The sequence below is a fragment of the Millisia brevis NBRC 105863 genome (assembly GCF_001552615.1).
GTDB classification, from domain to species: domain Bacteria; phylum Actinomycetota; class Actinomycetes; order Mycobacteriales; family Mycobacteriaceae; genus Millisia; species Millisia brevis.
In genome coordinates, this window is record NZ_BCRN01000007.1 from 164,769 (window position 1) to 190,272 (window position 25,504).

13 protein-coding genes and 1 other RNA gene are annotated in these 25,504 nt (G+C 70.3%); 6 read left to right on the forward strand and 8 right to left on the reverse strand.

Annotated features, from left to right (window positions below):
* The first annotated feature begins 51 nt into the window (after nucleotides 1-51).
* Both MB1_RS12130 and MB1_RS12135 read left to right on the forward strand, forming a co-directional pair.
* On the forward strand, nucleotides 52-5,583 hold the full coding sequence (locus MB1_RS12130) for a glutamate synthase-related protein (protein WP_066907204.1): 5,532 nt from the start codon (nucleotides 52-54) through the stop codon (nucleotides 5,581-5,583).
* Nucleotides 5,565-7,313, forward strand: coding sequence for a diflavin oxidoreductase (locus tag MB1_RS12135; protein WP_066907208.1), 1,749 nt, complete (start codon nucleotides 5,565-5,567; stop codon nucleotides 7,311-7,313). Before MB1_RS12130 ends, MB1_RS12135 begins: the two co-directional genes overlap by 19 nt.
* Before the next feature lie 63 nt (nucleotides 7,314-7,376).
* On the opposite strand, the gene MB1_RS12140 is transcribed toward MB1_RS12135, so the two are convergent.
* From MB1_RS12140 to MB1_RS12160, 5 genes are all read right to left on the reverse strand, one after another.
* Entirely contained in the window at nucleotides 7,377-8,042 is a 666-nt protein-coding gene (locus tag MB1_RS12140) for a response regulator (RefSeq protein WP_066907211.1), read from the reverse strand.
* Complete coding sequence (locus MB1_RS12145) at nucleotides 8,039-9,232, reverse strand: sensor histidine kinase (RefSeq protein WP_066907214.1); 1,194 nt, start codon at nucleotides 9,230-9,232, stop codon at nucleotides 8,039-8,041. The genes MB1_RS12140 and MB1_RS12145 overlap by 4 nt, the downstream gene beginning before the upstream one ends.
* A 396-nt stretch (nucleotides 9,233-9,628) precedes the next feature.
* Complete coding sequence (locus MB1_RS12150; RefSeq protein WP_066907217.1) at nucleotides 9,629-12,640, reverse strand: bifunctional [glutamine synthetase] adenylyltransferase/[glutamine synthetase]-adenylyl-L-tyrosine phosphorylase; 3,012 nt, start codon at nucleotides 12,638-12,640, stop codon at nucleotides 9,629-9,631.
* Nucleotides 12,641-12,874: 234 nt separating this feature from the next.
* Entirely contained in the window at nucleotides 12,875-14,212 is a 1,338-nt protein-coding gene (glnA, locus tag MB1_RS12155; protein WP_066907220.1) for a type I glutamate--ammonia ligase, read from the reverse strand.
* 59 nt (nucleotides 14,213-14,271) lie between these two features.
* Nucleotides 14,272-15,780 carry an alpha/beta fold hydrolase gene (locus MB1_RS12160; protein WP_439646941.1) on the reverse strand — a complete coding sequence of 503 codons (1,509 nt, stop codon included), beginning with the start codon at nucleotides 15,778-15,780 and terminating at the stop codon, nucleotides 14,272-14,274.
* A 392-nt stretch (nucleotides 15,781-16,172) separates the two neighbouring features.
* On the opposite strand from MB1_RS12160, the gene panB reads away from it, so the two are divergent.
* The 3 genes from panB (at nucleotide 16,173) to MB1_RS12175 (ending at nucleotide 21,804) form a co-directional block, all read left to right on the forward strand.
* Nucleotides 16,173-17,024 (forward strand): 3-methyl-2-oxobutanoate hydroxymethyltransferase, encoded by an 852-nt coding sequence (gene panB / locus MB1_RS12165; protein WP_066907470.1) that lies wholly within the window; start codon nucleotides 16,173-16,175, stop codon nucleotides 17,022-17,024.
* A gap of 125 nt (nucleotides 17,025-17,149) precedes the next feature.
* On the forward strand, nucleotides 17,150-17,608 hold the full coding sequence (locus tag MB1_RS12170) for a hypothetical protein (RefSeq protein ID WP_066907224.1): 459 nt from the start codon (nucleotides 17,150-17,152) through the stop codon (nucleotides 17,606-17,608).
* Nucleotides 17,609-17,931: 323 nt separating this feature from the next.
* Nucleotides 17,932-21,804 carry a thioesterase domain-containing protein gene (locus tag MB1_RS12175; RefSeq protein ID WP_066907227.1) on the forward strand — a complete coding sequence of 1,291 codons (3,873 nt, stop codon included), beginning with the start codon at nucleotides 17,932-17,934 and terminating at the stop codon, nucleotides 21,802-21,804.
* Between the two features lie 51 nt (nucleotides 21,805-21,855).
* Here the strand turns inward: MB1_RS12175 and MB1_RS12180 are convergent, their stop codons facing one another.
* Together MB1_RS12180 and rnpB are read right to left on the reverse strand one after the other, a co-directional pair.
* The gene (locus MB1_RS12180) at nucleotides 21,856-22,044 is read right to left on the reverse strand and encodes a hypothetical protein (RefSeq protein ID WP_066907230.1); all 189 of its coding nucleotides are present in this window, start codon (nucleotides 22,042-22,044) and stop codon (nucleotides 21,856-21,858) included.
* A gap of 137 nt (nucleotides 22,045-22,181) precedes the next feature.
* Nucleotides 22,182-22,599: RNase P RNA component class A (gene rnpB / locus MB1_RS12185), an RNA gene on the reverse strand.
* A gap of 169 nt (nucleotides 22,600-22,768) precedes the next feature.
* Here rnpB and MB1_RS12190 point away from each other — a divergent pair.
* Nucleotides 22,769-24,250 carry a sugar transferase gene (locus MB1_RS12190; protein ID WP_169801647.1) on the forward strand — a complete coding sequence of 494 codons (1,482 nt, stop codon included), beginning with the start codon at nucleotides 22,769-22,771 and terminating at the stop codon, nucleotides 24,248-24,250.
* A gap of 57 nt (nucleotides 24,251-24,307) precedes the next feature.
* Here the strand turns inward: MB1_RS12190 and MB1_RS12195 are convergent, their stop codons facing one another.
* Nucleotides 24,308-25,492 (reverse strand): bifunctional RNase H/acid phosphatase, encoded by a 1,185-nt coding sequence (locus tag MB1_RS12195; protein ID WP_066907235.1) that lies wholly within the window; start codon nucleotides 25,490-25,492, stop codon nucleotides 24,308-24,310.
* Nucleotides 25,493-25,504: the final 12 nt, after the last annotated feature.

Sequence of the window (25,504 nt, forward strand, 5' to 3'; positions counted from 1 at the left end):
CGCAGCGTCGCGTCGCTCCTAGTTTGCGGCTGTTGCCGTCCAGGAGCACATATGTATGTAGCGCGTCCCCGCGTCGGCCTGCACGATCCCTCTCGCGAATCGAGTGCATGCGGCGTCGGCTTCATCACGCGCAAGGACGGCATCGCGCACCACGACGTCATCGTCAATGGTGAACAGGCCCTCTGCGCCATCCCCCACCGCGGCGGCATGTCCTCCGAGGGCGTCGGCGACGGCGCGGGCGTCAGTATCGACCTGTCGGTCGAGTTCTTCGGCGCGCTGACCGGGCGGGAGTTGACCGCCGGACTCTTCGGCGTCGGCAACTTCTTCATGCCCGCCGATCGCGACCAGTGGGCGGCCGCGCAGCAGTTGATCACCGACACCCTCGTGGCCGAGGGCCTGTCGGTCGTGCTGGTGCGCGACGTGCCGGTCGACAACACCGCCACCCGGCCCGCGGCGGTCCCGCTGCAGCTGCCGATCGTGCAGTGGATCTTCGTCGGACCCGACGACTGGACGCGCGAGCAGGTCGACCGCGCCGCGAACGCGGCCCTGCTGACCATCGAGGCGGCGGCCTATACCTCCGGCGAGCTGGACGGCCTGTACCCGATCTCGCTCAGTGCCCGCACCCAGGTCCTCAAGGGGCGGCTGACCGCCGGCCAGGTGGTCCGCTACTTCACCGACCTGCGCGATCCGCGGCATTCGGTGCGCACCATGTACTTCCATACCCGCTTCTCGACGAACACCGAGCCGCATCCGTCGATGTCGCAGCCGTTCCGCATGATGGCGCACAACGGCGAGCTCAACACCGACCGCAAGAACCGCCTCTCCGACGAGGCGCTCGCCCGCTCGCGGTCCCGCACGATCGTGCGCCCGCCCGGCCAGTCCGACAGCTCCCGTCTCGACCAGACGCTGCAGAGCCGGGTCTTCGACGACGGCCTGGAACTGGTGGAGGCGGTCGTCTCGCTGATGCCGCCGGCCTGGGAGAACGACCGCGGCATCTCGGGCCCGGTGCGCGACATGCTCGAATACTTCTCGCTCTACGAGGAGAAGAACGACGGCCCCGCCGCACTGATCTTCTCCGACGGCGACATCATCGGCGCGCGCCTCGACCGGCTCGGTCTGCGCCCGCTGCGCACCGTCGAGACCGACGAGTACCTGGTGGTCTCCTCCGAGGCCGGCCAGGTGCCGTTCGCCGACGAGACGGTGACCCACCGCGGTCGCATCGAGGCCGGCGGCATGCTCTTCCTCGACCACCGCACCGGCAAGGTGCGCCGCACCGCCGAGTCGCTCGAGATGCTGGCCGCCCGCCGCGACTACGGCACCCTGCTCGAGGACGCCCGGGTCAACCTCGACGATCTGCCCGCCCCGGCGATCAATCGCACCACCTCGACGCTCGGCTACGACGGTGGGCTCAGCCTCGCCGGCCGCTACGTCGCCTACTCGCTCAACCAGGAGAGCTTCCGGTTCCTGATGGATCCGATGATCTCCGACGGGTCCGAGCGCATCTCGGCGATGGGCTACGACAACGCGATCAACGCCCTCTCCGATCAGGAGGGCGGCATGGCGAAGTACTTCTCGCAGCGCTTCGCCCAGGTGACCAACCCGCCGCTCGACTCGATCCGCGAGGCCGACGGCATGAGCATGCGGGTCGCGCTCGGCGCCAAGCCCGACGGCGGCGATACCCGCCGCAAGCAGATCGTCATCTCCTCCCCGATCCTCGGCCACCTCGACATGGTGCGGCTGCGCGAGCAGACCGTCGCCCCGCTGCGCCGCTTCCGGATGCTCTACGAGCCCTTCCCGGAGTCGAGCGAGGAGAACGCGGTCTCGATGCTCCGATCGGTCGAGTCGCTCTGCGACCAGATCGAGGAGTTCGCCCGCGGCGAGGGCGGCATCGCGGTGATCACCGACCGCAGCGTCTCGCGCGAGCGCGCCGCCCTGCCGTTGTTGATCGCGATCGCGGCGGTCAACCAGCGGCTGATCGCGACCGGTCTGCGCCTGCGGGTGTCGATCGTCGCGGAGAGCGGTCAGATGCCGTCGCCGCACCACATCGCCAGCGCGCTGGGCTTCGGCGCCTCGGCGGTCTACAGCATCAGCGCCCGGCTGCGCGCGGAGGAGAAGTACCCCAGTCCCCCGGCGCCGGCCGGCGAGTACACCGAAACCGACCTCGCGCTCAAGCGATTCCGCAAGGCCGCCGAGAAGTCGCTGGCCAAGACGATGGGGCGCGTCGGGCTCTGTACGGTCGAAAGCTATATCGGCGGTGAGTTCTTCGAGCCGAACTACCTCGACACCACCGACCCGGTGCTCAAGCGGTTCTTCCCGCATCTCGACGCGCCGGTCGGCGGGGTGGGCTTCACCCGTATCGCCTCGGCGGCCACCGACTGGCACAGCCGCGCCCTCCAGATGGAGGGCGAGGGCGATATCCCGATGCTCGGCCTGTTCAAGGAGCGCGTCGACGGCGCCGGACACTCCTACGGTCTGACCGCGGTGCGCGGCTTCACCGGGATGGTCGAGGAGCCGGTGAGTTTCGCTCCCACGGAGGACACCGACAGTTCCCTGCGGCTGTTGACCCTCAACCAGCTGGGCGACTCCTTCGGGCTGACCGACGAGGCCTACCAGAACGCCGGCTACGAGCAGCTCACCCCGGAGCAGATCGACGCCTTCACGATCACCCCCGGCTACCGCGAGTTCGTCTCGACGACGATCCTCGAGCGCTCCCGCCGCCCCTCGGCGCTGCGCGATGTGTTGGCGTTGCCCGCCGACATCACCGCGCTGCGCGCTCCGGAGGAATTCGAGCGCGAGCTGCGCCGGTTCAACCTGGAGGGCAATGCGAGCCTGCTGGTGCGCGGGCTGGGCATCGAGCAGCGCGACGACGACACCTTCCATCTGGTGCTGCGCGACATCAAGGCGGTCCGCCCGGCGCGTTACGAGGCGCTCAAGGACTTCCTGATGGCGGCCTTCCCCGGTGGGGTGGTCAGCTACTCGATCGACGAGACCGGCCTGACGGTGGTCGTCGAGGGACGCGCCCGCAGCTACCTGCAGTTGCTGCGCGAGGCCCCCGGCAGCATCGAGCTCGAGCAGGTACAGCCCGCGCACGAGATCAGCGCGGTGCTCGCCTCCGGCGCGATGAGCCACGGCGCCCTGGTCGCCACCGCGCACGAGGCGGTGGCACACGGCACCAATATGGTGGGCGGCCTGTCGAACTGCGGTGAGGGCGGCGAACACTACACCCGGCACGGCACGATCCGCGGGTCGCGGATCAAGCAGTTCGCCTCCGGCCGGTTCGGGGTGTGGGCGGCTTATCTGGCGGACCCGATGCTGCGCGAGCTGGAGATCAAGATCGGCCAGGGCGCCAAGCCCGGCGAGGGTGGTCAGCTGCCCGCGCCGAAGGTCACCGTGGAGATCGCCGCCGCCCGCGGCGGCACCCCCGGTGTCGAACTGGTCTCTCCCCCACCGCATCACGACACCTACTCGATCGAGGATCTCGCTCAGCTGATCCACGACTGCAAGGCCGCCCGGGTGCGGGTGATCGTCAAGCTGGTCTCCTCGGAGGGCATCGGCACGATCGCGGTCGGCGTGGCGAAGGCCGGCGCGGACGTCATCAACGTCGCCGGCAATACCGGTGGTACCGGCGCCGCCGCGGTGACCAGCCTCAAGTACGCGGGCCGCTCGGCGGAGATCGGCGTCACCGAGGTGCACCAGGCGCTCGCCGCGCACGGCCTGCGGCAGAAGGTGGTGCTGCGGTGTTCCGGTGCGCACCAGACCGGTTCGGACGTCGTGACCTCGGCGCTGCTCGGTGGCGACAGCTTCGAGTTCGGCACCACGGCGCTGATGATGCTCGGCTGCGTGATGGCCAAGAACTGCAATATCAAGTGTCCGGCCGGCCTGACCACGAACTCCGAAGCGTTCGAGGGTGATCCGCGGGCCCTGGCCCAGTACCTGCTCAACATCGCGCACGAGGTGCGCGAGATCCTCGCCCGGCTCGGCCTGCGGTCGCTGCGCGAGGCGCGTGGTCGCACCGACCTGCTGCAGCTGCTCGAACATCCCGCGGCGGTCGGCCGATTGGATGTGCGGGCGATGTTGACCCCGGTCGACGAGGTGATCGTCACCGATCCGGTCTACCTGGAGAAGGACTTCAGCGTCGACGACCACCTGCTCGAGGTGGTGCGCGGGGCGCTGATCGACCGCGGCGAGGAGTCGGTCGCGATCGGCGGGGTCGCTTTGCGCAACCGCAACAAGTCGGTCGGCGGACAGCTGTCGATCGACATCGAGCGGGCCCTGAACCATCAGCTCGACCCGGCGGCGCTCGACGAGCTGCCGGCGGTGCTGACCGACGAGCGCGGCCGCCGCTTCCTGGCCGAGGATTCGGTGCGCGTCTCGAGCACCGGCACGGCCGGCCAGTCGTTCGGCGCGTTCTGCAACGACGGCATCACCCTGATCCACACCGGCGTCGCGAACGACGGTGTCGGCAAGGGGCAGTGCGGCGGTCGGATCATCGTGCGCACGCCCGGCGGCGGCTCCGATGTGCGCGGCGGCAATGTGCTGATCGGCAACTTCGCGCTCTTCGGCGCGACCGGTGGCGCGACCTTCATCCAGGGTGAGGCCGGCGACCGTTTCGCCGTCCGCAACTCCGGCGCCACCGCGGTGGTCGAGGGGATCGGCGAGTTCGGCTGCGAGTACATGACCAACGGGTCGGTGCTCAACCTGGGCAGCTTCGGCAAGGGTGTCGCCAACGGCATGAGCGGCGGCTTCCTCTACCAGTACGACCCGGAGGGCCGACTGCCCGATCTGGTCAGCGCCGACTCGGTGGTGCTCAACTCGCTCACCGATCACGAGCACGGCGAGTTCCACGAGCAGGCGGTGCTCACGATGCTGCGCTGGCATCTCGACGCCACCGACTCCACGCTGGCCAAGCAGTTGTTGGTCGACTGGGACACCGTGCGCGAGCACGTGGTCGTCGCGATGCCGCGGGCGCTGCTGCTCTCGCAGGACGGCGATCGCATCCTGGCGACCAAGTCGCGCAAGGAACTGCTCGACGAGCTGGCCGCCTCGGTCGCCGGAGATCGGCTGCGCTCGTTCAAGATCGACTACCGCGACGGCAACCCGGTGGCCGGTGGGCGCGTCCCGACGTTCGGCGATCTCGAGTCGCCCGACGTCTACGCGCTGCTCGCCTCCTATACGGTGCTGGCGCTCTCCCGCGAGGTGGCGCTCGAGCGGGTCTCCGGGGCGACCGGTCCCGATGATCCGCGCGTCCAGGAGGCGGCCCGCAAGCTGGTGCTCACCGAGGACTTCAACGTCATGCAGCGGGTGGTCCGCCACCTGCGCCAGCGTCTGGAGCGTTTCGACGACACCCAGCTGGCCACGCTGATCGCCTCGAAGCGGTTGGCGGACTACAAGTCCTCGCTGCGCCGCCGGAACGTCTGGGGCATGGACGCCCCCGGCACCTACGCGTGGATCCTGCATCAGCAGGCCAAGAACGATGCGCGCACCGATCGTTCCCGCTTCGACGAACTGCTCGCCGCCGCCGCCCTCGAGGACCTGACCCGGTTCGCCCCGGCGGCCCCGACCGAATGGGTGGCCCAGCCGTGACCCTCTCGATTCCCGCCGATGCGCCGTTCACCCATGCCCAGCAGAACTGGTTGGCGGGCTTCCTTGCGGGCATCGCGGCCGCGCGCCGCGACCAGCCCGAGCAGTCGGTCGCGACGCTGACGGTCGAGATCCTGGTGGGTACCCAGACCGGCAACAGCGAGGAGCTCGCCGGTCAGTTGTCGAATACGTTGCGCTCGAACAACCTCGGCGCCAACGTGACCCACCTCGACGATATGCCGATCGACAAGCTGATGGCCGCCTCGCACGTACTGGTGATCACCTCCACCTACGGTGAGGGCGAGATGCCGGACAACGCGGAGCTGTTCTGGGATGCGCTCGGTTCGCCGGCCGCGCCGCGGCTGGAGTCGACCCGATTCGCGGTGCTCGCCCTGGGCGACAGCGGTTACGACGACTTCTGTCAGGCGGGCAAGCTGATCGACACCCGCTTCGAGCAGTTGGGGGCCCAGCGGATCGTTCCGCGCGTCGATTGTGATGTCGACTTCGAGGAGCCGGCGACCGCCTGGATCACCGATGTCGTCGGCCGACTGGCGGCCGAGGCCCCGGCGACCACGGGTGCCCCGGTGGCCGCGTCGATCCCGACCACCCCGGCCCCGTCGACCAAGAAGTGGTCGCGCAAGTCGCCGTACCCGTCGCGGCTGGTGGCCAACCGTGTCATCTCGGGACCGGGCAGCGACAAGGAGATTCGCCACTACGAGTTCGCGCTCGGCGACAGCGGCATCGAGTACGCCGCCGGCGACGCGCTCGCGGTGGTGCCCCTCAACGACACCGTGCTCGTCGAGGAGATGCTCGGGCATCTCGAGCTCGATGGCGATGCCACCGTCGGTGAGGAGACCCTGGCGCAGCGGCTGTCGCATGCGCTCGAGATCCGGTTGCCGTCGAAGGATCTGATGGCCGCACTGGCCCAGCGTCATCCGAAGGGCGAACTGGCGGCGCTGCTCGCCCGCCCGGAGCGCGAGTCGTTGGAGAACTGGCTGTGGGGTCGCGACACGATCGACCTGTTGCGCGAACACCCGGGCTGCGGCTTCGACGCCGAGGAATTCTGCGGGATGCTGCGTCCGCTGCAGCAGCGCGCGTACTCGATCTCGTCGAGCCCGCTGGCGTCGCCGGATCGCATCCACCTGACGGTGGCGTCGGTGCGCTACGGCGACGACCGGATCCGCGGCGGCGTCTGCTCGACCTTCCTGGCCGATCGTCTCGGCGAGGAGGATCCGGTGGGCATCTACCTGCAGCCCAATGCGGCCTTCCGGGTGCCGACCGACGACGACCTGCCGATGATCATGATCGGCCCCGGCACCGGCCTGGCGCCCTTCCGCGGCTTCCTGCAGGAGCGGGCGGCGCGCGGGGCGGGCGGTGACAACTGGCTCTTCTTCGGCGACCGGCACCGCGCGGACGACTTCATCTACGAGGAGGAGATCCTGGCGTTCTCGTCCTCGGGGGTGCTCGATCGGCTCGACCTGGCGTTCTCCCGCGACCAGGCGCAGAAGATCTACGTGCAGACCCGCATGCTCGAACAGGGCAAGGAGCTGTACGACTGGCTCGAGCGCGGCGCGCATATCTACGTCTGTGGCGATGCCTCGCGGATGGCCAAGGACGTCGACTCGGCGCTGCGCACGATCATCGAAACCCACCGGGCCAAGGGGCCGGCCGATGCGGACGAGTACGTCGCAAACCTCAAGCGCGCCAAGCGCTACGTGCGCGACGTGTACTGATCCACTCCGAAAGCCGGCTCGGCCACCCCTGCGGTGGTCGAGCCGGCTTTTCGGTTCGACCCTTCAGCCGAGGCGGCTGGTGCGCGGCGAGATCATCCGGGCCGCGGTCGCCCGGTTGACCGCGTCGAGCCGCGAGACCGCGTCGAGCTTGTCGAAGATGCGCCGCAGATGCCGTTTGACGGTGCCCTCGGAGATGCCGAGCTTGCCGGCGATCTGCCGATTGCTCAGCGCCTCGGCGACGCAGCCGAGGACCTCGCGTTCCCGGGCGGTCAGCGGCCCGGCCGGTACGGGCGGGCCGTCGACGCGCTCGCGCATCGGCACGATCCGCCGCGACATGTGCACCACCACCTGGCCGGTGCCGTCGGTGCGACCGCGGATCGCCGAGAGCAATGCCTCGCGGCTGGCGCTCTTGTGCAGATATCCGGAGATGCCGAGGTCCAGCAGATCCTGCACCAGGTTCAGGTCCTCGTACATCGTGACGATCAGGACCGACGAATCCGGGCTGGCGGTGTTGATCGCGCGGATGCTCTCCCGCACGTCCTCCCCCGGGATCTCGACGTCGAGGATCACCACGTCGGGCCGTTGCGCAGCGACCTTCGACAGCGCGGTGCGGGTGCTCGGCGCATCGACGATCACCCCGATATCCGGCTCCAGGTTGATCATGTCGCACAGCGCGCCGCGCAACAGCGTGTGGTCATCGACGACGGCGACCGAGATCGGAGCCGTCACGCCGATCGCACCATTCGTGCGGGAATGTGCACCAGCACCGAAGTCCCCTGTCCCGGACGAGATGTCACGGCCACCTCCCCACCGAGCAACTCCGCCCGCTCCGCCATCGAACTGAGCCCGTTGGTGCGGGTCGTCCGCGCCGCGTCGAAGCCGACACCGTCGTCGACGACGACGGCGACCACCCGATCGGGGGCGATATCGACCTCGACGGTGATCGCCGCGGCGCCGGAATGCCGCACCGCATTGCGCAGCGCCTCACGGACGATCACGAACACCTCGTCGCGGGTGCGATCCGGCAACCACGCCGATGACCCGACCACCCGGATCGCGACCGAGGTCGACTCGAGGCACATCGCGGCGACCGCCGATTCGAGGGCGACCCGCAGGTCGACGGTCGCGATCGCCTCCCGCTCGCCGGTGCCCGAGCCGTAACCGGCGGCGCTGCCGGCGCCGGGGTCGCGGCCGGAGCCGGCCGGTAGACGCGGCCCGGACAGTCCGGCGCGCAGCGCGGTGGTCAGATCCGAGACCTCGTGCATCGCGGCGGTCAGCGCCGATACCGCGGGCTGCATCGCATCCGCGGTGGTCGAGGCGCCCGCCAGCTGTGCCGCCTCGAGGATCTCCAGGCGGCGGGCCGCGGCGCTGATCGTATTGCCCACCCGATCGTGCAGATCCCGGGCGAGCCGACGCCGTTCGTCCTCGCTACGGCGGCGGTCGCGCCGGAGGGCGGCGTCGTCGTGGCGGCGGGCGGCCTGCTCGAGGTGCATCCCGGTGATCACCCGGAGCACCTCCGCCGCGAGGGCGATCCGTTCGACCCCGCGACGATCCTCGGCGACCAGGGCGCGCACCTCGTGCAGGACCACCGAGAACAGCAGCGACGCCGCCCGGATCTCCTCCTCCGGTGGCATCCCCACGTCGTGCCCGCGCTGCGCCATCAGTCGGTAACCGGCGACCGACTCGGCGACGGACACCCGCTCGGTCGCCAGCGTGACCGTGCAATCGGCGACCACCCGTCGGGCGTGATCGGCGTAATCCGGCCACACCCGGGCGTCGTCCACGATCGGATGTCGATCGGCGATCAATGCCGATCGGTAGCGGTCGACAATTCGATCGGTGCGCACCCGCAACAACTCACCGAATTCGACAGCGGAGATTTGTCGTTCACGTGATCGACAACCCACCTGGTCGATCATTCGACCGGGCGTACGCATACGTTCCGGCGTCGGAAGTGTCGCGGCGCGAACCCCCGCAATTCCGCGTTCCCGAAATCCACGCGGCACCGCCCCGGATTTCATCCGATCCGCGCCGTCGTATTCGCCGGCCGTCATCCAACTCACCGTCATGGCAGCTCCGCCCCCCGCAGCCTGCTGATGCACGCAGTCTAGTGGATATGCCCGCTCGTCTTCCTCAACTTCGCGGATACCGGTCGGTACGAGACTATTCCGGCGTCAGCGGCGTTCGGCCCCACCCGGCCCCGCGAACGCCCGCACGAACAATTGGGCGTCCGCAACACCCGGCAATGGGGAGCGTACTACCGCAATACCGACCCGGCTTTACAACCGCGCAGGACCGCGGTGGCGGCCCGCCCGCTATTCACCGAAGATTCGCTCGACCACCACACGCGCACGACGGGTGATCCGCAGATACTCGTCCAGAAAATCGCCACCGGAAACAGACCGATCGGAAGCAATAACGGCCACCGCATTCAATACCTGACCCGATGTCGGAAGCTGGTCGGTCGGTTTACCTTTTGCCAACACGAGTGCATTTCGCGTGCGGGTGACCAACAACCACGCGTCCCGCAATCGGGCGGCGTCGTCACCGGAGAGCAGCCCCTCCTTCTCGCACGCGTCGAGCGATTCGAGGGTCGAGGTGTTGTGCAGGCTGGGATACCGCCCGGCGAACCGCAATTGGAGCAATTGCACGGTCCACTCGATATCGGTCAGTCCGCCGCGCCCGAGCTTGGTGTGCGTCTTGGGATCGGCACCCTTGGGCAGTCGTTCGGAATCGACGCGGGCCTTGATCCGCCGGATCTCGCGGACCGTCTCGGGCGAGACCCCGCCCTCGGGATAGCGGATCGGATCGACCATGTGCAGGAAGCGGATTCCCAGATCCTCGTCCCCGGCGACCTGGTGCGCGCGCAGCAGCGCCTGCACCTCCCAGGGTTCGACCCACTTGTCGTAGTAGACCCGGTACGACTCGAGGCTGCGCACGAGCGGCCCGCTGCGGCCCTCCGGTCGCAGATCCGCGTCGACCTGCAACGGCGGATCGGCGCTCGGGGCGCCCAGCAGCGTGCGCAGCCGGTCGGCGATCTGATTGGCCCACCGCACCGCACCGCTCTCGTCGGCGTCCTCGCGCGGCTCGCAGACGAACAGCACGTCGGCGTCGGAGCCGTACCCGAGTTCCGCGCCGCCGAGCCGGCCGACGCCGATCACCGCGATCTTCGCCGGCGCCGGCTCGCCGAGATCGCGCACGCTCGCGCGGATCGCCGCGTCGAGCGCCGCGTTGATCGCCGCCGCCCAGACCGACGACAGGGCCTTGCAGACCTGCCGGACGTCCTGGAACCCCAAGACGTCGGCCGAGGCGATCCGGGCCAGTTCGCGCCGGCGCAGCGCCCGCACCGCCGCGACCGCCCGCACCGGATCGTCGTGGCGGGCGGAGGACGCGAGGATCGCCCGGAAGCTGTCCTCCGGTTCGCCGGCCAGCAGCATCGGACCCGCCGGACCGTCGCCGTAGATCCGGATGATCTCCGGGACCTTGAGCAGCAGGTTCTGCAGGTAGATCGAGGTGCCCAGGACGTGCATCAGCCGCTCGGCGACCGGCCCCTCGTCGCGCAGGGTGCGCAGGTACCACTGCGCGTCGCCGACCTGCTCGCACAGCCGGCGATAGGCGAGCAGACCGCTGTCCGGATCCGGGGTATCCCCCAACCATTCGAGCAGCGTCGGCAGCAGCACCCGCTGGATCTGTCCGCGCCGGCCGGGGGCCTCCACCAGGGCGCGCAGGTGACCGAGGGCGTGTTCGGGAGCCTGGTAGCCCAGCGCCGCCATCTGCCGGGCGGCGGCCTGCGGGCTCATCCGCAGCGTCTCGGTGTCGAAGCGGACGACCGATTCGAGCAGCGGGCGGTAGAACAGCTTCTGGTGCAGACGCCGCACCCGGCGGGTATTGCGCTTGAGGTCCTCGCGCAGCACCCCGGCCGCGTCGTGTCGACCGTCCGGACGGATATGGGCGGCGCGCGCGAGCCAGCGCATCGCCTCCTCGTCGTCGTCCGGCGGCAGGGTGTGGGTGCGGACCATCCGCTGCAGTTGCAGTCGGTGTTCGATCACCCGCAGGAATTCGTAGGAGGCGGCGAGGTTGGCCGCGTCGTCGCGCCCGACATAGCCGCCGCGCCCCAGGGCGGCCAGCGCGTCGAGGGTGTCGCGCTCGTGCAGCGAATCGTCGAGGCGCCCGTGCACCAATTGCAGCAGTTGCACCGCGAACTCGACGTCGCGCAGGCCGCCGTAGCCGAGCTTGATCTCGCGTTCGCGCATCGGGGCCGGCACGTTCTGTTCGACCCGGCGCCGCATCGCGCGGGTATCGGAGACGAAGTCCTCACGCTCGGACGCCGTCCACACCATCGGGCTGACCGCGGCGTGATAGCACCGGCCCAGCTCCATATCGCCGGTCATCGGCCGCGCCTTGAGCAGCGCCTGGAACTCCCAGGTCTTCGCCCACCGCTGGTAGTACGCCAGATGGGAATCGAGCGAGCGGACCAGGTCGCCCTGCTTGCCCTCCGGCCGCAGCGCGGCGTCGACCTCGAAGAAGGTCGCCGAGGCGAAGCGCATCAACTCACCGGCCAGCCGCGCGGCGTACCGGTCGGCGGGCTCGGCGACAAAGATGACGTCGACATCGCTGACGTAGTTCAGCTCGCGGGCACCGCACTTGCCCATCGCGATCACCGCCAGCCGCACCGGGCAGGGCTGACCCGGGAAGGTCACCGCGATCGCGACGGCCAGCGCCGCGGTCAGCGCGGCATCGGCCAGGTCGGCCAGGTGTTCGCCGACCTCCCGGAAGGGCAGGACCGGTTCGTCCTCGACGACGGCCGCGACGTCGAGCGCCGCCAGCAGCAGCAACTCGTCGCGATAGGCCTCGCGCAGCAGCAGCGTCGCCTTCGGACCGGTCACCCCCGCCCGGTGCAGCAGCTCGGTCGCGTTGGGACCCTGCTCCGGGACCGCCTCGACCGCGGCGAGCAGCCGTTCGATCAGCTGGTCGCGGGTCGGCAGCCGCATCTCGTCGGTGTCGAGCAGATGCCAGCGCTGTGGCTGGGCCACCAGGTGATCGCCGAGGGTGATCGAGGAGCCGAAGAGCCCGAAGAGCCGGCCGCGCAGCCGCTTGCTCGTCCGCAACCGGGTGTCGAGTTCCGGCCACGCGTCACCCAACTGCTCGCGCATGCGCACCAGGGCGCGCAGGGCGAGGTCGGGATTCGGCGAGCGCGAGAGCGCCCACATCAGCTCGACGCTGCCCTCGTCGTTCCATCCGAGGGTCACCAGATACTCGGAGGAGCGCTCCTCCAGCAGGCCCAAACGGCCCGGACCGGGTATGACGGATCGGCCGGTCGGCGACATAGGCGCGGTACCTTCCCCAACCTCGCGGGCTGTCCCGACGCCCACGGCAGGGTCCGGATGACGGACCTCGGGCCCGGAGGGTCGGGAAGCGGGACCTCGACGACCCGCCGTCACCGAAAATACTGCACGCGAAGCCGGCCGCGGGCGGGCATCACCCATTCCGCGGCGGCCGCGGTCGGTGTGCGCCGCGCTCGACACCGGTGGTGACTCGGGCCCTCGGCGAGCCCCGCCCGGCTACAGGCTCAGGGAGGTCTCCAGCTCGTAGGGGGTGACCTGGCTGCGGTAGGCCTCCCATTCGCGGCGCTTGTTGCGCAGGAAGAAGTCGAAGACGTGCTCGCCGAGGGTCTCGGCGACCAGTTCCGACTGCTCCATCGCCACCAGCGCATCGCCGAGGCTGGTCGGCAGCTCCTTGTAGCCCATCGCGCGACGCTCGGCCGGGGTGAGCGACCAGACGTCCTCCTCCGCCTCCGGGGGCAGTTCGTAGCCCTTCTCGATCCCCCGCAGTCCGGCGGCGAGCAGGACGGCGAAGGCGAGGTACGGGTTGCAGGCCGAATCGGGGCTGCGGATCTCGACGCGACGCGACGACGCCTTGTTCGGCGTGTACATCGGCACCCGGATCAGCGCCGAACGGTTCGACGGTCCCCAGGACGAACTGGTCGGGGCTTCGCCGCCCCGGATCAGCCGCTTATAGGAGTTGACCCACTGATTGGTGATCGCGCTGATCTCCCCGGCGTGCTCGAGCACGCCGGCGATGAAGGCCTTGCCGACCGCGGAGAGCTGCATCGGATCGTCGCCGTCGTGGAAGGCATTGGTATCGCCCTCGAAGAGGCTCATGTGGGTATGCATCGCCGAGCCCGGCTGGTCGCGGAAGGGCTTGGGCATGAACGTGGCCCGCACGCCCTCGTCGATCGCGACCTCCTTGACGATGTAACGGAAGGTCATCACGTTGTCGGCCATCGAGAGCGCATCGGCGTAGCGCAGGTCGATCTCCTGCTGGCCCGGTGCGCCCTCGTGGTGACTGAACTCGACCGATACCCCGACCGACTCCAACGCCTCGATCGCGTGCCGTCGGAAATTCGGGGCGCTGTCGTGCACCGCCTGGTCGAAGTAACCACCGGTGTCGGCGGGTATCGGCGGGCTGCCGGCCTCGAACTTCTCCATCAGGAAGAACTCGATCTCCGGATGCACATAGCAGCTGAAGCCGAGGTCGCCCGCCTTGCCGAGCTGGCGGCGCAGGACGTGACGCGGATCGGCCCAGGACGGGGTGCCGTCGGGCATGAGGATGTCGCAGAACATGCGCGCCGAATGCTGGTGGCCGCCGCTGGTCGTCCAGGGCAGCACCTGGAAGGTCGTCGGGTCCGGCATCGCGATCGTGTCGGCTTCGGAGACCCGCGAGAATCCCTCGATCGCCGAGCCGTCGAAACCGATGCCCTCCTCGAAGGCCCCCTCGAGTTCGGCGGGCGCGATCGCCACCGACTTGAGGTAGCCCAGGATGTCCGTGAACCACAGCCTGACAAACCGAATCTCGCGCTCTTCGAGACTGCGGAGCACAAACTCCTTCTGGCGATCCATGGTCGTCAGGCTAGGCACGGTTCGTTAAGACTGTGTTACGGCCCCCACGTCAGTGGGGGTCAGCAGCTGATTCGACCGACGTTCTCCGGGGTGAGCAGATAGTCGGCGACCACCGAGTCGACGCAGTCGACACCCGAGAACACGACGGTGTGCTGTTCGCCGGTGTAGCTGATCAGGCCGGCGTCGATGCGGTCGGCCAGCGAGACGCCGTCCTGATAGGGCGTCGCCGGATCGCCGGTGGTCGAGACGACCAGTGCGGGCGGCAGATCGGTCGGCAGGTCGGTCGTCGGCGGGGTCGCCGGCGGCACCGGCCAGAAGGCGCAGACGTCGAGCGGCGCCGCACCGGTGCCGGTACCGGAGTCGGCGAACGGGGCGACCTCGCGGATGCGGGCATCGAATTGGGCGGCGACCGCCGGGTCGGTGATCGCGGGCTCATCGACGCAGCGCACCGCGGTGAAGGCGTCGTCGGTGTTGGTATAGCTGCCGTCGGCGTCCCGACCCATGTACTGGTCGGCCAGTTGCAGCAGCCGGTCGCCCTGCCCGGCGGCGACCCCGGCCAGCCCGTCGACCAGCGACCGCCAGAGCGCCGAGTTGTACAACGCCTGGTAGGTGCCCACCATCGCGTCCGAGTAGCCGAGCATCCGGCCGTCGCCGGCCGGGATCGGCTGATCGATCAGCGGGGTGACCAGTGCCCGAAATTGCGCAACCGCACCCGCCGGATCGGTCCCCAGCGGGCAGGCCGGCTGCGAGGTGCAGTCGCGGGCGAAGTCGTCGAAGGCCGCCTGGAAGGCCGCCTGCTGGGCGACGACATCCTCGGCCGCTTCGTAGGCCGCGTCCTGCGGGCTCTCCGCCTCGAGGTCGATCACGACGCCGTCGAGCACCAGCGCGCGCACGTTCTGCGGGAACAGTCGCGCGTAGATCGTGCCCAGGCGGGTGCCGTAGGAGAAGCCGAGGTAGGTCAGCTTCGGGTCGCCGAGCGCCGCGCGCAGCACGTCGAGGTCGCGGGCGACGTCCTCGGTGCCGACCCGGGCGAGCACGTCGGTGCCGACCCGGTCCTCGCACTGCTTGATGAAGTCGCGCGATTCCTGCTCGGTCTCGGCGATTCCGGCCGGCGACATGTCGACATCGAGGTCGGCGCGGTCGGCATCGATCTCCGCGTCGGTGCGACAGCGCACCAGCGGCCGCGACGCCCCGATCCCCCGCGGGTCGAATCCGACGACGTCGAAGCGTTCGGCGACCTTCGGCGGTACCGGCAGGTCCGCCATCCAGGTGCCGGCCGCACCGGGACCGCCGGGGTTGGTGATCAGCGAACCGACGCGCGATCCCGCGGCGCGGCGGGAGACCGCGATCGTCGCGGTGGTCCCGCCGGGGTCGGAGTAATCGAGCGGGACCTCGAGCAGCGCGCACTCGACCCCCTCGTTCACCGGGTAGTCCAGGTCGAGCAGGGTGCAGTCACCCCAATCGAGTTGCTGGTCGTAGAACCGTTCGAGCCCGGCCGGGACGGCCGGACCGGTATCCGCCTGCGGGGCGCCCTCGATCGCGCTCCCGCAGGCGGTCGCCACCACCATCGGGACCAGCACCAGCGCCGAGAGCGCGGCCGGACGCCCGGTACTCCTCCGGCGGGATCGCAGTGTCGCCCACCGTCGTCCGGCGGCCTTGCGCATCGTCGAATCCACCTGCGTGATGCTGCCATGCGACCGAGGACCCGGGGCCCGCGCCGACCGCTCGCGTCCGATTTCCGCGGCTCGGTCGACCGGCGACCCGGCGCACCGATCGACCCGGCATATCGCGCCGAGCTTGTGACGAATAACACAGTCACAGTGCAGGTTCGGCATCGGCGCGCGACCCCGGGCGGTGGCACACTGGGCCGCGTCAACCCATCCCGGAGACCGGTGTTTTCGACCGGCTTCGAGGCGACGAAAGAGGGACAAGGATGTCCACCACGGGTCATGGCTCCCCCATGCACGCAACGGCTCCCTACGGCGGCACCGGCGGCTCGGCCGCGAGCACGGCGCTGACCAAGCCGATCCGCACCCATCACCTGCAGGCGATGAAGGCCGAGGGCGAGCGCTGGTCGATGCTCACCGCCTACGACTACTCGACCGCCCGCGTCTTCCACGATGCCGGGATCCCGGTGCTGCTGGTCGGCGACTCGGCCGCCAATGTCGTCTACGGCTACGACACCACCGTCCCGATCACGATCGACGAACTGCTGCCGCTGGTGCGGGGCGTCGTGCGCGGCGCACCGAACGCGCTGGTGGTCGCCGATCTGCCCTTCGGCAGCTACGAGGCCTCGCCGCAGCAGGCCCTCGAATCCGCGATGCGGATGATGAAGGAGGGCGGCGCGAAGGCGGTCAAGCTCGAGGGCGGCGAACGTGTCGCCGACCAGATCGCCGCGATCACCCGCGCCGGCATCCCGGTGATGGCCCACATCGGCTTCACCCCGCAGAGCGTCAACGGCTTGGGTGGTTTCCGGGTCCAGGGCCGCGGCGACGGCGCCGAGCAGCTGGTCGCCGACGCGCTGGCCGTCCAGGAGGCGGGCGCCTTCTCGGTGGTGATGGAGATGGTTCCGGCCGACCTCGCCGGCCAGATCACCCGCAAGCTGACCATCCCGACCGTCGGCATCGGCGCCGGCGTCGAATGCGACGCGCAGGTCCTCGTCTGGCAGGACATGGCCGGGATGACCAGCGGGCGTACCGCGAAGTTCGTCAAGACGTTCGGAGCGGTCGGCGAGCACCTGCGACAGGCCGCCGTCGCCTATCGCGACGAGGTCTCCCGCGGCACCTTCCCGGACGCGAGCCACAGCTTCTGATCGACGTCCGATCGACCCGGGCCGACGGCCCGATCCCGCACCGGTCGCCCGGCGCCGCGGACCACACCGGCCGCGGCGCCGGCCGGCAGGATGGTGACGGGCGGGATGTTTGGGACGGAGGGTCGATGACCAACCACACGAGGGCGCTGCGGACGACGATCGCGGCGATCTGCTGTGCGGCCGCGTTGGCCACGGCGGGCTGCACGATCACCGTCGAGGGTGCATCGAACGGCTCGGCGACCACGACCGTGCCACCGGTCGCACCCGCTCCTGCCCCGGCGCCGGCGACCGGAGTACCGGGCGTCACCGCCCCGTCGGTCGATTCCGGCGCGGCGCAGCGACTGTGTTCCGATATCGGCGCGCAATTGTCGAATTGGCGTATTCAGGGCCCGACACTCGGGCGCGGCGGATTCAATCTGGTCGTGCAGTCGTGGGCGGCGGCGTCCGGCGGAATCAACCTGGGCGTGCTGACCAATCGGACGGTGATCGACGATACGACGCAGGCGTATTGCCCCGATATCCGCAGCCAGACGCTCGATCTGCTCGACATCCCCACCCTCGCAGCCGGACTGGTCGGTCTGTAAAGAAACCGGCGTGGCGTCCACCCACACGCCAACAACCGACGTTCGGTCGCCTACCGATGCGCGGGGATCAACGGCAGCCCGTTATGCCCGGACGACTCCGGCCGTGCGACTATGATTCGGATCGTTGGCGACTCCGCCCGACCGCGCCCAACGGCCGGCCGGAAGGGTACGTCGGCGCAATGGCACATCCGGGGGGAATCAGTGGCCGGGGGGAGCGTATCGATGCCGGGGACAGGTCTGCACCGCGCGACGAACAGCGGCCGACGCCCGTCGATCGCCGAATGCACCGCTAATCGCCGCATCCTGCGGCCCGGGCGACGCGCATGAGCATCGAGGCGGACGTGGCACCCGAGTCCGCGTCGCATACCCTCGACGAGCCGTTCGAATTGACGGTGCCGCAGCGAGGTATCTGGCTGGCACAGCACCTGGCTCCGATGATCCCGATGGCCTCGGCCTATCGGCTCGACATCAGCGGTCCGCTGTCGGTCGACGTCTTCGCCCGGGCCACCGCGCGCACCGCCTCCGAATTCGCGCTCCCGCTGACGCGGCTGGTGGTCCGCTCCGGCGGCGCCCACCCGGGGGTACCCCGGCAGAAGCTCGACGCCGCCCCCTCCGCTCCCCAACCGATCGACGTCTCCGGCCGGGAGGACCCCGGCGCCGCCGCCCTCGAGTGGATGCGTCGCGAACTCGCCGCCCCGATCGACATCAACCGGGAGCGCCTGGTTCGCCACGCCCTCATCCGCCTCGACGACCACCGGCACATCTGGTTCGTCCGCGTCCACCGGGTCGCGCACGACGGCGGTTCGATGGCCGCGATGCTCGCCCGCGTCTGCGCGCACTACAACGCCGAGCTGATCGGGCGGGTCGCCGAGCCGATGGCCGCCCGCGATCCCCGATCGTCGCTGGACTCCGACCGCCGGTATCGGGACTCGCCGCGCTTCGCCGCCGACCGGGAGTACTGGCACGGACTGGTCTCCCGGCTGCGCCTGCCGATCGGCCCGGCGGCCGCCGTCGCACCGCCGTCGCCGGCCAACGTGATCACCGGCACCGACCTGCCGATTCCGGTGGCGAGCCGGATCGCGTCGGTGGCGATGTACGCGCAGGTCGGCGTCGAGACGGTGTTGACCACCGCGTTCTGCGCCTACCTGGCGGGCCGCACCCGCCGCGACGACGTCGTCTTCGGCCTCGCGCTGCCGACCAGCCCGCGGCGGGGATGCCGATGGCCCACCGGTCCGGCCGCCGATCCGCTGCCGACCGAGGTGCGCTGCGACCGCGATGTCCGTCTCGACCACCTGGTCGCCCGCACGCTGGCCGCCATGCGGCGAACCGCTCGCCATCGCCTCTTCCCCGCCTCGGAGATCCCGGCGGCCTCGGCGAACGCGATCGGGCATATCGGCACGTTCGGGCCGACGGTCAACCTGGTGTCGGTCCCGGCCGAGGTACGCCTCGGCGAGGCGATCGGCCGCATCGAACCGATGTGCACCGGCCCGACGACCGACCTGACCCTCACGGTGTTGATGCCGGGCCCCGGTCGGGCGCCGCAGCTCTACTTCGAGGGCAATCCGGCCCTCTACACGGCCGACGAGTTGGCGGCCGATCTCGCCGACTACGTCGCCCATCTCGACCAGTTCTCGCTGGCCTCCGGCGCGACCAGCCTCGGGGACCTCGTCGACCGGGCCCGCGCCCCCGAGCCGGGACCGGACGCGCGGGTCATCCCGCTGCACCGCCTGGTGTTGCCGCCCGACGTCGGCACGATCCTGCCGACCGTCGAGCCCTCCGATCCCGCCGACCCGAACGAGGCGGACCCGGATCGGCCCGCGCCGGAGGATGTCGAGTCCTACGGCTACCCGGCGCCGCCCCGCATGGCGGCGTCGCTGCCGGACCTGCTCGCGATCGGTGTCGCCCTCGCCCCGGACGTCGCGGCGGTGGTCGACGGCGATCGCGAGCTGACCTATCGGGATCTCGACGTCTGGTCCAACCGCCTCGCCCGCGTCCTGATCAGCGAGGGCGTCGGACCGGAGACGATCGTCGCCACCCACGTTCCGCTGTCCCTGGAATCGGTGCTGGCCACCTGGGCGGTCGCCAAGACCGGGGCCTCGTTCGCCCCGATCGACCCCGAACTGCCCGCGACCGACCGGACCGACCGGCTGCGCCGATCCGGCGCGTCGATGGGCATCACGCTCGACGCGGTGCTGCCGACGGTCCGCGGCACGATCCACTGGATCGTGATGACCTCCGAGGACCTGGTCGACACGATCGGCTACTTCGACGGCTCACCGATCTCCGAGAGCGAGCGGTCGGCCCGCCTGCTGCCCGACAATCCGGTCTTCACCGCGACCACCGACGACGAGGCCGCCACCGGCCTGACCCTCACCCAACAGGGCATCGGCGTCCTGGCCCGCGCGCTGGGCGGCGTCCACCGGATCGGCGTCGGCAGCCGGCTGCTGCACCGCACCCGGCGCGGATCGCTCGAGGCCGCGGTCGAGGTCGCCGCCGCCTGCGCGGGAGGCGCGACCCTGGTGATCGCCCCGACCGGACGCGGCGCCGCGAGCCGAGGCCCGGTCGCGCCCGACGGCATCGTGATCGACCGGGCGATGATCCTGCAGGTCTCGCGGCCCGACGCGGCCGGCCCCTATCTGCTCGACCGTCACCTGGCGCCGGTCCTGGGCCCCGGCACCCGCGGCGAGCACTACCTGCCCGATCCCGGCCTGCGCGGATTCCGCGGCAACCCGGCGCTGACCGCGGTGCGGATGGTCGCCGACCCCTACGGGCCGCCGGGCTCCCGGATGTACCGCACCGACGCCCATCGCCGGCCGGAAGGGGCTCCCGTACGTTATCTTCGCCTGGCTCCCGAGCCGCCGAGCGAGACTTCCCCGGCGCCACCGAGCGTCGACGACACGCCCGGGTCGGCCGCATCGTCGCCGGCCGACCCCGTCGACACGACCGCCCCGGGGGAACCCGATCAGCGGTCGACGCCCGACGGGGACCCGTCACCGACCGACGAAGCAGAGGCAGTACCCATGACCGAAACCGGAACGCACCATCGGATCACCCCCACCCTCGATACCGAGGACGCCGGTGAGCCGCTCGTCGTTTCGTTCGCACCCGATACCGACACCGACGAGGTGACCGCCGAACACGCGACCGTGTCCTCGGCGACCACCGCCGGCACCGGCGGATCAGCACCGTCCGGTACCGGACCGTCGGCTGCCGCCGGGACATCGGGCGGTGGGCTGTCGGGCGGTGGGCTGTCGGGCGGTGGGCCGGCGGGAAGCGGGTTGGCGGGGAGCGCAACCGCCGGGGCGGCGGTGTCGTCCACGAGCGTGTCGTCGTCCACGACCGTGTCGTCCACCACGGCGGCGCCGGCCGAGCCGCGCTCGACCGGGCGGCATACCGCCGAGGCCCCCCGGCCCCTGGCGCCGGTGATCACCCTCTCATCGCCGGAGGGGCCCGGTCTGCGTCCGCCGCTGTTCGTGATCCACCCGACCGGAGGACTGGTCGGGCGCTACCGGCGCATCGCCGAATTGGTCGACCCGGCCCTGCCGATCCACGGCGTCCAGGCCCGCGGCATCGAATGGCCCGCCCCGGAGCCCGCGTCGATCGGGGAGATCGCGCGCGACTACATCAATACGATCCGGCCGCTGGCACCGACGGGACCGTTCCGGCTCCTCGGCTTCTCGGTCGGCGGGGTGATCGCCCACGCGATGGCCGTCGAGCTCCAGAAGCTCGGCGAGACGGTCGACCTGATGGTGATCGACGCCTACCCGCGGCCGGAGGTCGCCGCGCCGATCGAGCTGATGCCGCTGCTGGCGGAGTCGATCGATCTGCAGACCGACGGTGTCGTGACCGCCGCCAGCGCCGCGACGATCCTCACCAGCGAGTTGGACGATCCGTCGATCACGATCGACCACGTCACCCGGATGGTCGAACGGGGGCGGCTGCTCGAACGGCTGGCCGCCGAGCACGACCCCGGACGGTATGTGGGCGATCTGCTGTTCTTCTCCCCCGTCGCGATCTCCGACGACGAGGACGAGGACGACGACTTCGAACCGAAGCCGTGGAAGTGGCGGCGCCATGTGCGCGGAGCGATCACGGACGTGCCGATCGAGACCCGTGGGGCCCTGATGCACGATGCGGACGCCCTGGAGGTCATCGCCGCCCGCCTCGACGTGCATCTGCGGCACTCCGAGTCCTGACCGGGACGAGCGGCGTGCGGTCCGGCCCCTCGGGGCCGGACCGTCGGGCCGTCAGTCGTTCCACTCCCGGTCGGCGTCATCGGCGGCCTTGTTCCGCTCGGCGACAATCTCGAGCGCGCGCTCGGCGCTGGCCTTGTCCGGATAGGGGCCCATCCGGTCGGACCAACTGGCCTGCTTGCCCTGCGCCACGGTGCCGTCGCTGATGCTGTAGTACCACTGATCGTCGGACGAATCGCCCACCCGTCAACTCCATTCTCACGTCGCGCTTCCGGACCTCGGAAGACTCTGCGGCATCCCGAATCCTCCCGCTCGGGCGCCGCTTCACAGTCTGCTACGCGGCCGGACGCGACGCTACGACATTCGCTACACGGGTGAGGCGAACGAGCCGGCCTATAAGCCGGATCCTGTCCTCCGACGCGAGTCGGAGTGACGACCATCCATCTCGACACACCGTCACCGGGTGCCTGTAGCGGTCCACCCGCAGGCTCGGGCGGGCAGCCCTCGAACACCTGCGCCTGCCGCACCGCTGGGGTGCGGCCTTCGACCTTGCTCCGGACGGGGTTTACCGAGCCGCCCCGGTCACCCGGGGCGCTGGTGCGCTCTTACCGCACCGTTTCACCCTGACCCACCTCGCACGCGAGATGGGCGGTCTGTTTTCTGTGGCACTGTCCCGCGGGTCACCCCGGGTTGCCGTTAGCAACCGTCCTGCCCTGTGGAGTCCGGACTTTCCTCGGCATCGAGCCTGTCGGAGTCACCCCCGACGGTTCTCGACGACGCGGCCGCCCGGCCGGCTCGTTCGCGTTGTCGATCGTAGTGCCCCGCCCCGGCCGCCGACCGCCCGCCGCCCCCTCGAAGCCGACACGCCATTGATAACAACGTCATGAAGCGTCACCCTGGTTCGGTTTCCGATCGGGTAACGTGATTCCGGTCCGAAATCTTTCACGTAAACCAAATGGATGGACGATTGGACTGGACAACGGTGGCCGCGGGGGCCGATCGGCAGGAGCCGACCGGACCACCCGCGGTGCACGGCAACACCGACACGGCGAGCCGCCACGAGCCCGAACGTCGCCAACGGCGGCCGGGACGCCAAGTGGAGCGGCCGCGCATCGAATCGATCAGCGGGGTTCGCGCCGGTCTGATCGCCGTCGAGTGCGGCTCCCTCGTGGTGGCCTATCTCCTTTCTCACGTCTCGCCGACGCCATTTTTGATCTTTGCCGCGGTTTTGATCGTCGGCCGTTCCGCGGTCGGCTTTTATCGCCCGCGCCTGCACCTGTCGGTCATCGAATCGGTGCCGGCGGCGATCGGCACCCTCGCCGGGGCGACGCTGGTACCGATCCTGCTGCTGCCCTATATCGACCCCGGCGCGTCACCGCTCGATCTGGCGAATATGGTCGCGATCCACGCGATGCTGTCGCTCCCGGGCGCGGTGATCGCCTTCGCGGCGGGTCGCTGGGTGCGGCGATCCGTCGGCCGACGGGAGCGCACGATCATCCTTGGCGCCGGTCTGGTGGGTCAGGGCCTCGCGCGCACGATGCACGAGTATCCGGAGTTCGGCCTGGAACCGATCGGTTTCATCGATCCGGATCCGCGGATCTCCGACGGGGACGCACTGCCCGCTCCCCTGCTCTCGCATGATCCGGGCGACCTCGAGGAGATCGCGCACCGGACCGGCGCCGGCAGCGTCATCATCTCCTTCGCCGTCACCAAGGAGACCGACCTGGTCGATACCGCGATCGCCGCCGATCAGTTGGGCTGCCGGGTCTTTGTGGTGCCGCGGCTGTTCGAGCTGCACCGGGACGGTCGCGGGGTCGAACGCATCCGCGGCTATCCGCTGATCCACCTCAACTCCGATCCGACCCGCTCGACGAGTTGGTGGATCAAGCGGGCGGCGGATGTCGCGATCGCGGTCGCGACGCTGGTGCTGATCCTGCCGGTGCTGATCGCCTGCGCGGCCGCGATCCTGATCGACTCCGGTCGGCCGATCTTCTTCGGTCAGGAGCGCATCGGCCGCAACGGCAGCCGGTTCACCATCTACAAGTTCCGGTCGATGCGGCAGGCGCCGGCCGGGGTCACCTCGACGACGTGGAGCGCCGCCGACGATCCGCGGGTCGGTCGGGTGGGCGCGATCCTGCGGCGGACCTCGCTCGACGAGCTGCCGCAGCTGTGGAACATCGTGCGCGGGGAGATGAGTATCGTCGGTCCGCGGCCGGAGCGCCCGCACTTCGTCGAGCAGTTCGAGGGTGAGCACGATCGCTACTGGGCGCGACACCGGGTCACGGCGGGGTTGACCGGGTGGGCGCAGGTCAACGGGTTGCGCGGGGATACCTCGATCCTGGAGCGGGCCCGCTTCGACAACTACTACATCGCCAACTGGTCGCTGTGGTTGGACGCGAAGATCGTCCTGATGACCGTCCGCCAGCTCTTCCGCAGCGGCCGCCACTGACGCCAACGATCGGGGACAGTAACTCGCGCTCAGCGACGCCAACTGTCCCCGATCGTGCTATCCGATGGGGTCGAGGTGGGCGGTGTCGTTGACCAGGCGCACGGTGGCGCCCCCGTCCGGGTAGAAGTCCGCGATGCTCAGCGACGCCAGGTCCAGGTGCAGGCGGAACAGCAGGCTCGGCCCGACGGCGAGCGCCTGGCGCAGGATCAGCTTGATCGGGGTGACGTGCGAGACCACCAGGACCGTCTTCCCGGCGTAACGCTCGGTCAGCGCGGCGAGCGCGGCGGCGACCCGCTCCCCCGCCGAATCGAAGCTCTCACCGGCCGGTGGGGGCACCGAGGTATCGGATACCCAGCGGTCGTGCAGGTCGGGGTACTGCTCGCGGGCCTCGCGGAAGGTCAGGCCCTCCCACTTGCCGAAGTCGGTCTCGATGAAACCGTCGTCGGTGGACACCGGCAGGCCGATCTTCCCGGCGACCGCCTCCGCCGTCGCGAGCGTGCGGGCGAGCGGGGACGCGACGATCGCGTCGATGGTGAAGGCGTCGCCGGCGAGCCGGTGGGCGGCCCCCCGGGCCTGACGATGGCCCAGTTCGGTCAGCCGGGGGTTGCCGCGCCCGGAGTAGCGCCGCTCGATCGACAGTTCGGTCTGGCCGTGGCGCAGCAGGATCAGGCGGGTCGGCGCGCCGTCGCGCCCGGTCCAGGCGGTCGGCGCGGCGGCCGGAGCCGACGGGGCCGCGGTCGAGGTCGGGGTCACCGCGGTGGCGGCGGTCCCGGACGTGGCGGTGGAGGTGGAAGCGGTACCGGCGCCGGAGTCCTCGGCCCGATCCATCGCGGCGTTGGCCAGGGCGTCGGCCCGACTGTTGCGGGCCCGCGGAATCCACTCGTAGTCGATGTGGTCGAACTCCCGCGCGATCGTGGTGGCGCGCTCCCGCAGCACCGCCAGATCGGCGTTCTTGACCTGCCACCGCCCGGCCATCTGTTCGACCACCAGGCGCGAATCCATCCGCACCAGGACGTCGGTCGCGCCGAGCCGCCGCGCCTCGGTCAGGCCGGCGATCAGCGCGCGGTACTCGGCGACATTGTTCGTCGCCCGACCGATCGCCTCGTTGACCGTCCCCAGGGGCGGCCCGTCGACGTCGCCGGCGTCGAGCACCAGGGCGCCGAAGCCGGCGGTACCGGGGTTGCCGCGCGACCCGCCGTCGGCCTCGACCACCACCGACCGGACCGTGCCGCCGTCACCCACGGAACCGGCCCC

Coding starts and splice junctions, on each gene's coding strand:
- MB1_RS12170 (WP_066907224.1), top strand. CDS start 17,150: ATGACCAACCACACGAGGGCGCTGCGGACGACGATCGCGGCGATCTGC.
- MB1_RS12145 (WP_066907214.1), bottom strand. CDS start 9,232: ATGATCGACCAGGTGGGTTGTCGATCACGTGAACGACAAATCTCCGCT.
- MB1_RS12130 (WP_066907204.1), top strand. CDS start 52: ATGTATGTAGCGCGTCCCCGCGTCGGCCTGCACGATCCCTCTCGCGAA.
- MB1_RS12175 (WP_066907227.1), top strand. CDS start 17,932: ATGAGCATCGAGGCGGACGTGGCACCCGAGTCCGCGTCGCATACCCTC.
- glnA (WP_066907220.1), bottom strand. CDS start 14,212: ATGGATCGCCAGAAGGAGTTTGTGCTCCGCAGTCTCGAAGAGCGCGAG.
- MB1_RS12150 (WP_066907217.1), bottom strand. CDS start 12,640: ATGTCGCCGACCGGCCGATCCGTCATACCCGGTCCGGGCCGTTTGGGC.
- MB1_RS12135 (WP_066907208.1), top strand. CDS start 5,565: ATGGGTGGCCCAGCCGTGACCCTCTCGATTCCCGCCGATGCGCCGTTC.
- panB (WP_066907470.1), top strand. CDS start 16,173: ATGCACGCAACGGCTCCCTACGGCGGCACCGGCGGCTCGGCCGCGAGC.
- MB1_RS12160 (WP_439646941.1), bottom strand. CDS start 15,780: ATGGTGGTGGCGACCGCCTGCGGGAGCGCGATCGAGGGCGCCCCGCAG.